Consider the following 12,341-nt stretch of genomic DNA (forward strand, 5'->3'; position numbering starts at 1 on the left):
CGCAGACAGATGCAGGCCAAAGTCCTCTATATGTCCGCCGGCGACGAGTCCATGGGCGACGCAAACCGTCCCACCGACGAAGTCGTCTACGACGATGCGGGCCGCACGCCGCTCGGCAACGAGGCCGCGCGCGACGCTGCAGAGCCCGGCGCAGCCCCGACAGAGGGCCCAGCGGGGGACACGACACAGGAGCCGACCGGGGACGCGCCCCAGGTCGCAGGTGACGGCGCCGGCTGTCATGCCGGTGCCGACGAGTTACGCCGGGCCGCAGAGGCCGCGGGTCAGAGCGAGCTGCTGCAACGTCTTGCCACCGACTATCCCACCGGACCCCATGATCAGCCCCAGAGCATGTGTCCGGCCTTCGGTTCGCTCCGAGTCGGTCTGCGCATGCGTCGCACCGCCACCGTGCTCTGCGGCTCGGCGTGTTGCGTCTACGGGCTCACCTTCACGAGCCACTTCTACGGTGCCAAGCGCTCGGTGGGCTACGTGCCCTTCGACTCCGAAACGCTGGTGACCGGCAAACTGTTCGAAGACGTGCGCGCGGCCGTGCAGCAGCTCGCCGACCCGGCCAAGTACGACGCCGTCGTGGTGACCAATCTCTGCGTGCCCACCGCCTCCGGCGTGCCGCTGCGCCTCCTGCCCAAGGCCATCGACGGCGTGCGCATCATCGGCATCGACGTGCCTGGCTTCGGCGTGCCGACGCATGCGGAAGCGAAAGACGTGCTCGCCGGCGCCATGCTCAAGTATGCCCGCGGCGAGGCGGAGCAGGGCCCGGTCCAGGCGCCCCGCGAAGGGCGCAGCGAAAAGCCCACCGTGACGCTGCTCGGTGAAATGTTCCCGGCCGATCCGGTCGGTGTCGGTATGCTGCTCGAGCCCCTGGGGCTCGCCGCCGGCCCGGTCGTGCCGACCCGGGAATGGCGCGAGCTGTACGCGGCGCTCGACTGCGCTGCGGTCGCCGCCATTCATCCCTATTACACGGCGTCCATACGCGAGCTTCAGGAAGCCGGGCGCCGCGTCGTCGGCTCCGCCCCCGTCGGCCATGACGGCACCGCCGCCTGGCTCGATGCCATCGCCGACGCCTGCAACGTGCCCGCAGACAAGCTGGCCGCCGCCAAGAACGCCTTCCTGCCCATCATCCGCAAGGCGCTCGCCGAGGCGCCGGTGGACGGCACCATCACCGTCTCCGGCTACGAGGGCTCCGAGCTTTTGGTGGCCCGGCTGCTGATGGAGTCCGGCGCCCGCGTGCCCTATGTCGGCACCGCCGCACCCAAGACACAGTGGTCCAAGCCTGATCTGGAGTGGCTCGAGGCCCGGGGCACTACGGTGCAGTTCCGCGCGGCGCTGGAGCAGGACAAGGCTGCCGTGGACGCGGTCAAGCCGGATCTGGCCATTGGCACCACGCCGGTGGTGCAGCATGCCAAGCAGCAGTCCATCCCGGCGCTGTATTTCACCAACCTGATCTCCGCGCGGCCGCTCATGGGCGCCGCCGGTGCCGGCTCTCTGGCGCAGGTGGTGAACGCCGCGCTGGCCAGCCGTGCGCGCTTTGATCGCATGAACGCCTTCTTCGCCGGTGTCGGCGACGGCGACACCGCCGGTATTTGGGACCGTATGCCCGCGCATGCCGACAAGTCGGCCGGGGGGCATTCCTGATGCTGATCCAGGACCTCGACCGCGCCGGCGGCTATTGGGGCGCCGTCTATGTCTTCACGGCCGTGAAGGGCATGCAGGTCATCATCGACGGCCCCGTGGGCTGCGAGAATCTACCGGTGACCGCGGTGCTGCATTACACCGACGCGCTGCCGCCGCACGAGCTGCCGGTGGTGGTGACGGGCCTCGGGGAAGAAGAGCTGGGTCAGGAAGGCACCGAGGGCGCCATGCGCCAGGCCTTCTCGACCTTGGACGCATCCAAGCCGGCCGTGGTGGTGACGGGCTCCATCGCCGAGATGATCGGCGGCGGCGTGACGCCGTCCGGCACCAGCATCCAGCGCTTCCTGCCGCGCACCATCGACGAAGACCAATGGCAGTCCGCGGACCGCGCCATGGTCTGGCTCTGGCAGCAATACGGCAAGAAGCAGGGCCGCATGTCCAAGCCCCGTGCCCGCCAAGAGGGCGAGAAGCCGCGCGTCAACCTGATCGGCCCGATGTACGGCGTCTTCAACACCTGGTCGGACCTCGCCGAGGTACGTCGCCTGGTGGAAGGCCTCGGCGCCGAGGTCAACATGACCTTCCCGCTCGGCACGCACCTGGACAACATCCCGCGGCTCGCCGACGCTGAGGTCAATATCTGCCTATATCGGGAATTCGGCCGCAAGCTCTGCGAGGCGCTGGAGAAGCCCTATCTGCAGGCCCCCATCGGTCTGCACAGTACGACCAAGTTCCTGCGCGCGTTGGGGGAGCTCCTGGGGCTGGACCCGGAGCCGTTCATCGAGCGCGAGAAGCACACCACCATCAAGCCCGTCTGGGATCTGTGGCGCTCCGTGACCCAAGACTTCTTCGGCACGGCGAGCTTCGGCATCGCCGCCACCGAGACCTATGCCCGCGGTGTGCGCCACTTTCTGGAAGACGAGCTGGGGCTGCCCTGCAACTTTGCCTTCGCGCGCCGGCCCGGCCACAAGCCGGACAACGACGCGGTGCGCGCGGCTATCCATGACAACACGCCGTTGATTCTCTTCGGCGGCTACAACGAGCGCATGTACCTCGCCGAGATCGGCGGGCGCGCGGCCTACATCCCGGCCTCCCTGCCCGGGACCATCATCCGCCGCCATACCGGCACGCCCTTCATGGGCTACAGCGGGGCGACCTACCTAGTGCAGGAGGTCTGCAACGCCCTGTTCGATGCGCTCTTCAACATCCTGCCCCTCGGCACCGAGCTGGACCAGGTGGACGCGACACCGTCGCGCCTGGCGGTGGAGAACCGCCAGCTGCCCTGGGACGCCGAGGCCAAGATGCACCTGGATCGGCTGTTGGAGGCCTATCCGGTGCTGACGCGGATCTCCGCGGCCAAGCGGCTGCGCGATGCGGCCGAGCAGGCCGCCCGTGACGCCGGCGAGGAGCAGGTCACAGTTGCGCGCGTCCGTGCTGCACGGGACGCGCTCAGCGGCGGGCGCGCCGCATGACGCTGCCCGCACAACTGCGCACGGGCGCAGCGCAGCGGCTCGACGCCGCGATCACCCGGTCGCGATGCGACGGCGCAGGGCGCCGTACGCCGACCGAACGTTCGCCAGGTCTGTCCACCCCGCGATGCGGGTTGGTCGGTCCGCCGGAGCCGGACTCCGGCAGCCCCGCGGCCACGCAAGCGTGCGCCGCCGGCCTGACGGCCCTTTGAACCTCAGTGGAGGGTTAAACCATGGCAGACGACAAGTCCTTGAGCGGCATTAGCGAAGAAGAGGCCCAGGAATTCCACGGCATCTTCGTACAAAGCATGAGCGGCTTCATCGGTGTGGCGGTCTTCGCACACCTGTTGGCTTGGATGTGGCGCCCCTGGCTCTAAGCCCCGACCGAACCGAGTAGCAACGTCGTCTTGAAACGCATCGCGGTCGTCGGGCCCCCGTGGAGATCCCGAAGGGAGGCCAACAGCGCCCAGCATGAGCGCAACACGCCCGCGACGCACTTGGCTCGACTCAACCCGTAACCCGGAGAGTACGCATGAACGCAATCTACAAGATCTGGCTCATCTTCAACCCGAGCACCATCCTCCTCGCCCTGTTCGGCTTCCTGATCGTGCTGGCGCTGGCAATCCACCTGATCCTGCTCAGCACCACCGACTTCAACTGGCTGGAAGACGGCATCCCGGCGGTCGAGACCGCGACCGCGCCCGCCGTGCCGCAGCAGATGTAGGGGCCTGAACAGTGACGGTGTCGCCGGTGGCAGCCGGCGGCGGCCGTCGAGCTCGCGACGCGGGTGCTGCACATCCCCCGCGGCACCCAAGCAGAGGAATTCATAATGGCCATGCTGAGTTTTGAGAAAAAATACCGCGTCCGCGGCGGTACCTTGGTGGGAGGGGATCTATTCGACTTCTGGGTGGGGCCGTTCTATGTCGGCTTCTTCGGGGTCACGTCGGTCTTCTTCGCCACTCTGGGTACGCTGCTGATCATCTGGGGTGCGGCCATCGGGCCCACCTGGAATGTCTGGCGCATCAACATCGCGCCGCCGGATCTGAGCTATGGGCTCATGATGGCGCCGCTCACCGAGGGCGGGCTATGGCAGATCATCACCATCTGCGCCATCGGTGCCTTCGTCTCCTGGGCCCTGCGCCAAGTGGAGATCTCCCGCAAGCTGGGCATTGGGCTACACGTGCCCTTCGCCTTCGCCTTCGCGATCCTCGCCTATGTCACCCTGGTGGTCATTCGCCCCGTGCTCATGGGTGCCTGGGGTCATGGCTTCCCATACGGCATCTTCAGTCACCTGGACTGGGTGTCGAACGTGGGCTACCAGTACCTGCACTTCCACTACAACCCGGCGCACATGCTGGCCATCACGTTCTTCTTCACGAACGCGCTGGCGCTGGCATTGCACGGCTCGCTGATCCTGTCGATGGTGAACCCGCGCGAGGGTGAGCCCGTCAAGACCTCGGAGCACGAGAACACCTTCTTCCGTGACTTCATCGGTTACTCCATCGGCGCGCTGGCCATCCATCGTCTGGGCCTGTTCCTGGCCATCAACGCCGGCTTCTGGAGCGCCGTCTGCATCGTGCTGAGCGGCCCGTTCTGGACCCGCGGCTGGCCCGAGTGGTGGAACTGGTGGCTGCAGCTGCCGTTCTGGTCATAAGAGGACACCGACATGGCCGAATATCAAAACATCTTCAACAAGGTCCAGGTCCGTGAGCCTGGCTACCCGGGTGTCTCGCTCCCCAAGGGCGAGATGCCGCGCCTCGGCAAGCCGACCTTCAACTACTGGCTGGGTAAAATCGGCGATGCGCAGATCGGACCTTTCTATCTCGGCTTCGCCGGGGTGGCGTCCCTCATCTGCGGCTTCATCGCCATCGAGATCATCGGCTTCAATATGCTGGCGTCGGTGAACTGGAGCCCGATCGAGTTCATCAAGAACTTCTTCTGGCTCGCGCTCGAGCCGCCACCGCCCGCCTATGGGCTGAGCATTCCGCCGCTCGGCGATGGTGGCTGGTGGCTGATGGCCGGGTTCTTCCTGACCGCGTCCATCATCCTGTGGTGGATTCGCACCTACCAGCGCGCCATCGCGCTCGGCACCGGCACGCACGTGGCATGGGCCTTCGCGGCGGCGATCTTCTTCTACCTGACGCTCGGCCTGATCCGGCCGGTGCTGATGGGAAGCTGGGGTGAGGCAGTGCCGTTCGGGATCTTCCCGCACCTGGACTGGACCGCGGCGATCTCGATCCGCTACGGCAACTTCTATTACAACCCGTTCCATGCACTGTCCATCGTGTTCCTGTATGGCTCGGCCGTGCTGTTCGCGATGCACGGTGGCACCATTCTGGCCGTGTCCCGCTACGGCGGTGACCGTGAGATCGACCAGATCACCGACCGCGGTACCGCGGCCGAGCGTGCCATGCTGCTGTGGCGCTGGACCATGGGCTTCAACGCGACCATGGAATCCATCCATCGCTGGGCCTGGTGGTTCGCAGTGCTGACGGTCATTACCGCCGGTATCGGCATCCTGCTGACGGGCACCGTCGTCGAGAACTGGTACCTGTGGGGTATCAAGCACGGCATCGTCGCGCCCTATCCGTCCGAGCTGACGCTCCAGGATCCGAGTCTGTTGCAGGGGGTGTCGCAATGAAAATGCTGAATGGCAAAACGCTGGCTCTCGCAGCCGTCGGCGTCGCAGCGCTGATCACCGGCTGCGAGGCGCCGCCTCCCGAGGTGGTGCAGAACGGCTACCGCGGTCTCGGCATGCAGACCAACTACAACACCGACCGCCTGCAGGCGTCGCTGGATGCAAACGTGCCCCCGGAGCCCATTCCGGCGGCCACGCCCGGCGGCCCGATGGCCAAGGACGTTTACAAGAACGTCCAGGTGCTGGGTGAGCTGACCGTCGCCGAGTTCAACCGCCTGATGGTGGCACTCACGAACTGGGTCGCACCGGAAGAAGGCTGCTACTACTGCCACGTCAACGAGGGCTTCGAGTACGACGGCATCTACACCAAGGTCGTCTCGCGGCGCATGATCCAGATGACGCAGACCACCAACGCGAACTGGAAGGACCATGTCGCAGATACCGGTGTCACCTGCTACACCTGCCATCGTGGCAAGCCGGTACCGGAGTACGTCTGGACGTCCGATCCGGGTCCGGGTCAACCGTCGATGATCGCGCCCACCGGGCAGAACGTCGCCGCCAAATCCGTGGCCTATGCGTCACTGCCCTATGACCCGTTCACGCCCTATCTGCTACAGGACAATGACATCCGTGTCATCGGCGAGACGGTGCTGCCGCAGGGCAACCGCAGCTCCATCAAGCAGGCGGAATGGAGCTATGGCCTGATGATGCATATGTCCTCCGCGCTGGGGGTGAACTGCACCTACTGCCACAACAGCCGCTCGTTCTACTCCTGGGATCAGAGCGCGCCGGCGCGTACCACCGCGTGGTATGCCATCCGGCACGTGCGGGAGATGAACAACGACTACGTGGTGCCGCTCTCCGAGATCATCCCGGCGAGCCGCAAGGGACCGCTTGGCGACGTGTACAAGATCTACTGCACCACCTGCCACCAGGGCGCTTACAAGCCCCTCTACGGCGCGAAGATGCTCAAGGACTATCCGTCGCTGGCGCAGCCCCTGCCCGAGGGTGGCCTGGAAGCCGTGAAGGCCGGGAAGAAAGCGGAAGACACCACCGAGCAGCAGCAGGCGAAGGCCGAGCAGGCCGAGGCCCCTGCCCCGGCACCGGCGCAAGAGCAGCCGGCCCAGGAAGCGGCCGCACCAGCGGCACCCGAGGCCGAGCCCGCAGCGGCACCCGCCGAGGCGGCGCCGGCCGAGGCGGCTCCCCCGGAGCAGTCAACCGAGCCGGCCGCATCGGCCGGGCCGCGACTGCGCTATCCGCCGCCGAGCATGATGCAGTACCCGCCGGCACCGTTGCAGTACCCGCCGGCCCCGGCCCAGCGCTAGCAGGTTGGGCACGCTCCGGCACTAGAACAGGACCTCACGGGTGAGGGATTACCCGGTCCAAACCGGTCGTCGGCATCGCCGCCGACCACCATTCGACGAACAGAGGTAATACCCATGGCTGAAGAGAAAAGCTTGAGCGGTCTGACCGAGGAAGAGGCCCAGGAATTCCACGGCATCTTCGTGCAGAGCATGAGCGGCTTCATCGGTGTCGCGGCCTTCGCGCACCTGCTGGCCTGGTTCTGGCGCCCCTGGCTGTAACGGCGCGTCACCTCGCTCCAACCACGGCGGCGGGCATTAGGCCCGCCGACCATAACGTCCTCAGCGGAGGAATCACATGCATCGAATCTGGCAATGGTTCGACCCGCGCCGGGCGCTGATGGCGCTGTTCAGCTTCCTGTTCGTACTGGCGTTGGTGATCCACTTCATCCTGCTGATGTCCCCAGGCTATAACTGGATCAGCACGGAGACGGCGCAAGCGCCGGTGTCGAACATGTCGGCCATGCCGCCGGCAAGAACCGTCAACTGAACCGCCCATTCGGCCGGCGCCTGGCGCCTATGGCCGTCGGCAAAGCGCCGACTGGCGCTACAATCTAGGAACCGGCAGCAGCTGCCGGAACGCCCCTTGGGCAACCCCGCCGCGGGGGACTGACGCGGCAACGGCCATCGCGGCCGATCGAGCAAACTGGAGGTAATCCATGGCTGAAGAGAAAAGCCTGTCCGGCCTGACCGAAGAAGAGGCTCAGGAATTCCACGGCATCTTCGTGCAGAGCATGTCCGGATTCATCGGCGTCGCGGCTTTCGCGCACCTGCTGGCATGGTTCTGGCGCCCCTGGCTATAAGCCGCGCCTTTCCTGGCTCAACCGTAACCCCAGTGGCCCCGCAGCAAGACTTGCGGCGACCCATAGCACTCACTCGGAGATAACACATGCATAAGATCTGGCAGATCTTCGATCCGCGCAGGACCCTGGTTGCCCTTTTCGGCTTCCTGCTCATCCTGGCCCTGCTGATTCACTTCATCCTGCTGAGCAGCGCCGACTTCAACTGGCTCGGCGGCGCCTAAGTCGTCCGGCTAGGTCGATCGGCTGAAAGCCGGTTCCAGCAGCGCCCATGGCTTGATCGGCGTGGTCCTGCGCCGCGGCGGCTCCCGCCGCGGCACAGTGCCTGCACGTTGAGTGAGTCAGCTGCTGCCCGCTTGCGGCGCGACAAGCGCCGCCCAGCGGACCCGGGCGGTGTGCGCCGGCCGAGGGTCGGCGTCGGTCATCGAGCGGCTGTGCGCCGCAATCGAATCAAATATCACGTATCCTGTACTCCGTGGCGGCGGTTATCAGCCGCCGCCACGGTGAGTGTGTGGCCGGCTCAGTCGGCCGTCGCTCTCCACCCCGCACTTCCAACCGCCGGCGCCAGCCGCCAGCGCTCCCAATTTTGCGGTAGCCAGGCATTGAGGCTCCCAGAGTAACCCCCGGCGATGCCAACGCGTCTTAGCAGTACCGAGTCAGCGCGGGGCACACCGGCTCCCGCGAGCGCGCGCTCACCTAGGTCCGAGCGCCGGGCCCCGCCGCGGCGCCGCCATGGGCTGCGACGGCCGCCGACGCTGGCTCTCCATCGCGCGCTGCCGCCGCTGTTGCGACGGGATTTGCTGCGGCTCTTCGAGAATGCCGCGGCGGGCGGGTCCGTGGTGCGCCTGGACGCCGCCGGCTTCCGCCTGCTTCAGGTGAACGACGAAGCCCTGATGCGCGAGATCCTGCTGGACAAGGGCCGGGTCTATCGCAAGGCGAGCTTGATGCGCCGCCTCGGGGCGGTCACCGGCGAGGGGCTGCTGATCAACGACGGCGAGGTCTGGAAGCGCCATCGACGGCTCGCGAATCCGGCCCTTGCTGCCGGTAGCCTGCCGCGCTACGTGCCGGCCATGCGCGAGGCCATGGCGCAGACCGTCGCGCGCTGGCGCGGGGGTGAAGCCGCTGCGCCCTTGGATCTGGTCGCCGAGCTGTCGCGCACCACGCTGACCAGCCTGCTGGATAGCATCTTCGGCATTCGCGGCGAGGCGGGAATGCTGAACGATCGTGTGGCGCAGGTGAGCGGCGTGATCCATGCGCTGCTCGACGAGCTGGTGCGCCAAGGCAGTGCGCTGGCGGCGCCGCCCTTGTCTTGGCCAACGCCGGCCAATCTGCGCTTTCGCCGGCGCATTGCAGAGGTCAATGCCATCCTGGACGACATCATCGCCAAGCGCCGCGAAGACCTGGCGGACACCGATGCGCCCGCGGACTTGCTCGGGCAGTGGCTGCAGCAGCGCCGCCGGAATCCAGAGCATTTTTCGGCCGTGGAGATGCGCGATGAGCTCATGACCATGCTCATCGCGGGTCATCACAGCCTGGCCATCGCCTTGGCCTGGGCCCTGTATCACGTGGCGCTGGACGCGGATCTGCAGGCTGAGGTTTCGGCCGAAGCAGCAACAGCGCCCGAGCTGCCGCAAAGCCTGGAGGACCTCGCAGACCTCCCGCTCGCGCGCGGCGTGCTGCTGGAGGCACTTAGACTTTATCCGCAGCCGCCCATTCTGCTGCGCGAGGCCGTCGCCGAGCATGGGCTCGGGGGCTATCACATTCGGGCGGGTGACCAGCTCGTGCTGAGCATCCCGGCGCTGCACCGCGACCCGGCGCACTGGCCGCAGCCGGAGCGGTTCGACGCCGGGCGCTTCGCCGGCTTCAACACCGACGGCATGATGCAGGGGCATCACCTCGGCTTCGGCGGCGGTCCCCGCAGCTGCATCGGTCGGCGCTTTGCGTTGCTGGAAGGGGTCTTGGTGTTGGTGGAGGCGCTGCGTGTGTTCCGTCTGCGCCCGGCCGCCGCCAATGCCGAGCGGGTGCCGCCGCGGTTCGCGGGCATGCTGGTGCCGGCGGCGCCGTTGCTGGTCCGTGCCGTGCCGCGCTGAATCCATGGGCGGCAGCATAGGGGACGCGGGGCAGCGAGCCGTCAGCGACACGGCGGCTGGCCACGACCTGACCGGTGTTAGCCGCACGCTGCTGATTCCGCTCTATGGGCGCGCGCATGCCGCGCGGCTGCTGCCGGAAGTGCGCTTCCATGACCCTGCGGCCCAGGATCTGGCGCGGCGCCTTGGGCTGAGCGAGCGCGATGTCGGTCGCGACCGCTTCACCATGCGTCTGTGCATTGCACGGTCCCTGGTGCTGGAGCGCATGCTGGGGGATCTGCTCGATGCGGCCGAGCAGCCGCGGACGGTGGTGGTGCTGGCCTGCGGCCTGGACACCCTGCCGCAGCGTATCGGCACCGAGCACGCGCGTTGGCTCTGCGCCGATCTAGCCGCGGTGACCGCCCTGCGGGACCAACTGCTGCCGCCGTCGCCCGGCGTCAGCCACGTCAGCGCGGCGTTGCCGCACGGGCTGGACGCCTTGGCGGGGCAATTGGGGGAGAAGCCGCCCGTGCTCATGCTGGAAGGCATCCTGCCCTACCTCGAGCCGGCGGCCGTGGCGGCGACCTTGCGCGGACTCGCGGAGCTGGCGCCCCAGGGGGCGGATTTGTTGGTGGACGGCTATCACCCGGCGCTGTTGGCCTTTGCGCGCTTCGGCGATGGCTTTCGGCGCATGCGCGTGCGCTTTCGCTTCGGCATCGCAGATACCCGCGACTATGTGCAGCTTGCGCCACGGCTCCGTCACCAGGCGGAGAAGGACCTGCTGGCATTACTGCCCTGGCGTCGGCGCCTGCGCACTGTACTGCCGGCGGTGGCTGCGCTTGGCCGCCCGCTGGCGACCATCACCCACCTGACGCTGACGCCGGCCTGAGCCGAGCCCGGGTCGGCGCCGGTACGGTCGCCGGGGGCTGGGGCGCCTTGGCTCGGGCGCCTGCAAGTGCGTACCGGTCCCGGCACCGGGTAGAGGTCCGGCGGGCTCCCTGATCTGCTTCGCGTCTTGCCCGCAAATAGCCGTCCCTTGACGCCTTTGCTTGATGCGGGACAAATCTAACGGTGCCGTCGAACGGCCCGTTGCTCTAGGCTTTACGGGTTACAGACCGACCCGAGGTCACCAAGACGATGGCCGATTTGACGCCTGCACCAGCACCCGACGCCTACCCCCTCCTCGCCACCATCGACACGCCAGCGGACCTGCGCCGGCTGGAGGCGGACCAGCTCAAGCAGCTGGCCGCGGAGCTGCGGGCGTATCTGATCGACAGCGTCTCGCGCACCGGCGGGCACCTGGCCGCAGGCCTGGGCGTGGTGGAGCTCACCATCGCCCTGCACTACGTCTTCGACACCCCGGAAGACCGCATCGTCTGGGACGTCGGCCACCAGGCCTACCCGCACAAGATCTTGACCGGTCGGCGCGCGCGCATGGACCGCATGCGCCAAAAGGGCGGCCTCTCGGGCTTTCCCAAACGCAGCGAAAGCGACTACGACACCTTCGGCGTCGGCCACTCCAGCACCAGCATCAGCGCCGCCCTCGGCATGGCCATCGCCGCCAAGGCCAAAGGCGAGCCGCGCCAAGCCATCGCCGTCATCGGCGACGGCGCGCTCGGCGCCGGCATGGCGTTCGAGGCCCTCAACCACGGCGGCCCGCTCGACCCCAACCTGCTGGTCATCCTGAACGACAACGAAATGTCCATCAGCCCCCCCGTGGGCGCCATCTCCAGCCACCTCGCCAAGCTGCTCTCCGGCCGCGTCTACACCAGCATGCGCGAAGGCAGCAAACAGGCCCTGGCCGGCCTGCCCCAGCTGCGCCAGCTCGTCGGGCGCTGGGAAGAGCACATGAAAGGCATGCTCATGCCCAGCACCCTCTTTGAAGAGCTCGGCTTCAACTACATCGGCCCCATCGACGGCCACGACCTCGACGCCGTGCTCAGCACGCTGCAGAACATGAAACAGATGAGCGTGCCGCGGCTGCTGCACGTCGTCACCCAAAAAGGCCACGGCTACGCCCCCGCCGAAGACGCCCCCACCACCTACCATGGTGTGACCCCCTTCGACCGCAGCACCGGCGCCATCCACAAAAAGAAAGCCAGCGGCCCCAGCTACACCCAAATCTTCGGCGAATGGCTCTGCGACACCGCCGCCGGCGATGAGCGCCTCATGGCCATCACCCCGGCCATGCGCGAAGGCTCCGGTCTCGTCGCCTTCGCCGAGCGCTACCCCGAGCGCTACTTCGACGTCGGTATCGCCGAGCAGCACGCCGTCACCCTCGCCGCCGGCATGGCCTGCGAAGGCTTAAAGCCCGTCGTCGCCATCTACAGCACCTTCCTGCAGCGCGCCTATGATCAACTGGT

General features: G+C 67.2%; 14 protein-coding genes. All 14 read left to right on the forward strand.

The window, feature by feature from the left end:
- Window positions 1–9 precede the first annotated feature (9 nt).
- Window positions 10–1,650: a chlorophyllide a reductase subunit Y gene (bchY, locus tag CKO31_RS19390; RefSeq protein WP_274607781.1), complete on the forward strand. Its 1,641-nt coding sequence runs from the start codon at window positions 10–12 to the stop codon at window positions 1,648–1,650.
- Window positions 1,650–3,116 carry a chlorophyllide a reductase subunit Z gene (bchZ, locus tag CKO31_RS19395; RefSeq protein WP_200240622.1) on the forward strand — a complete coding sequence of 489 codons (1,467 nt, stop codon included), beginning with the start codon at window positions 1,650–1,652 and terminating at the stop codon, window positions 3,114–3,116. Before bchY ends, bchZ begins: the two co-directional genes overlap by 1 nt.
- 230 nt (window positions 3,117–3,346) lie before the next feature.
- The gene (gene pufB, locus CKO31_RS19400; protein WP_200240624.1) at window positions 3,347–3,490 is read left to right on the forward strand and encodes a light-harvesting antenna LH1, beta subunit; all 144 of its coding nucleotides are present in this window, start codon (window positions 3,347–3,349) and stop codon (window positions 3,488–3,490) included.
- 155 nt (window positions 3,491–3,645) lie between these two features.
- A complete protein-coding gene (gene pufA / locus CKO31_RS19405; RefSeq protein ID WP_200240626.1) occupies window positions 3,646–3,837 on the forward strand; it encodes a light-harvesting antenna LH1, alpha subunit in 192 nt (63 codons plus the stop codon).
- Between the two features lie 105 nt (window positions 3,838–3,942).
- Window positions 3,943–4,767, forward strand: a complete 825-nt coding sequence (gene pufL / locus CKO31_RS19410) for a photosynthetic reaction center subunit L (RefSeq protein WP_200240628.1) — start codon at window positions 3,943–3,945, stop codon at window positions 4,765–4,767.
- A gap of 12 nt (window positions 4,768–4,779) precedes the next feature.
- Window positions 4,780–5,754, forward strand: a complete 975-nt coding sequence (gene pufM / locus CKO31_RS19415; protein ID WP_200240630.1) for a photosynthetic reaction center subunit M — start codon at window positions 4,780–4,782, stop codon at window positions 5,752–5,754.
- Window positions 5,751–7,076: a photosynthetic reaction center cytochrome PufC gene (gene pufC / locus CKO31_RS19420; protein ID WP_242475518.1), complete on the forward strand. Its 1,326-nt coding sequence runs from the start codon at window positions 5,751–5,753 to the stop codon at window positions 7,074–7,076. Before pufM ends, pufC begins: the two co-directional genes overlap by 4 nt.
- Window positions 7,077–7,190: 114 nt before the next feature.
- Window positions 7,191–7,334 (forward strand): light-harvesting antenna LH1, beta subunit, encoded by a 144-nt coding sequence (pufB, locus tag CKO31_RS19425; protein WP_200240632.1) that lies wholly within the window; start codon window positions 7,191–7,193, stop codon window positions 7,332–7,334.
- 76 nt (window positions 7,335–7,410) lie between these two features.
- The gene (gene pufA / locus CKO31_RS19430) at window positions 7,411–7,602 is read left to right on the forward strand and encodes a light-harvesting antenna LH1, alpha subunit (protein ID WP_200240634.1); all 192 of its coding nucleotides are present in this window, start codon (window positions 7,411–7,413) and stop codon (window positions 7,600–7,602) included.
- Window positions 7,603–7,771: 169 nt separating this feature from the next.
- Window positions 7,772–7,915 carry a light-harvesting antenna LH1, beta subunit gene (pufB, locus tag CKO31_RS19435; RefSeq protein WP_200240632.1) on the forward strand — a complete coding sequence of 48 codons (144 nt, stop codon included), beginning with the start codon at window positions 7,772–7,774 and terminating at the stop codon, window positions 7,913–7,915.
- Between the two features lie 86 nt (window positions 7,916–8,001).
- Window positions 8,002–8,136 (forward strand): light-harvesting antenna LH1, alpha subunit, encoded by a 135-nt coding sequence (gene pufA / locus CKO31_RS19440; RefSeq protein ID WP_200240635.1) that lies wholly within the window; start codon window positions 8,002–8,004, stop codon window positions 8,134–8,136.
- A 561-nt stretch (window positions 8,137–8,697) separates the two neighbouring features.
- The gene (locus CKO31_RS19445) at window positions 8,698–10,002 is read left to right on the forward strand and encodes a cytochrome P450 (RefSeq protein ID WP_200240636.1); all 1,305 of its coding nucleotides are present in this window, start codon (window positions 8,698–8,700) and stop codon (window positions 10,000–10,002) included.
- 4 nt (window positions 10,003–10,006) lie between these two features.
- Window positions 10,007–10,867 carry a class I SAM-dependent methyltransferase gene (locus CKO31_RS19450; RefSeq protein WP_200240637.1) on the forward strand — a complete coding sequence of 287 codons (861 nt, stop codon included), beginning with the start codon at window positions 10,007–10,009 and terminating at the stop codon, window positions 10,865–10,867.
- 248 nt (window positions 10,868–11,115) lie between these two features.
- Window positions 11,116–12,341, forward strand: a 1,226-nt coding sequence (gene dxs, locus CKO31_RS19455) for a 1-deoxy-D-xylulose-5-phosphate synthase (protein WP_200240638.1), incomplete at its 3' end; no start/stop codon positions are given.

The sequence above is a fragment of the Thiohalocapsa halophila genome, from assembly GCF_016583825.1.
Lineage (GTDB): Bacteria > Pseudomonadota > Gammaproteobacteria > Chromatiales > Chromatiaceae > Thiohalocapsa > Thiohalocapsa halophila.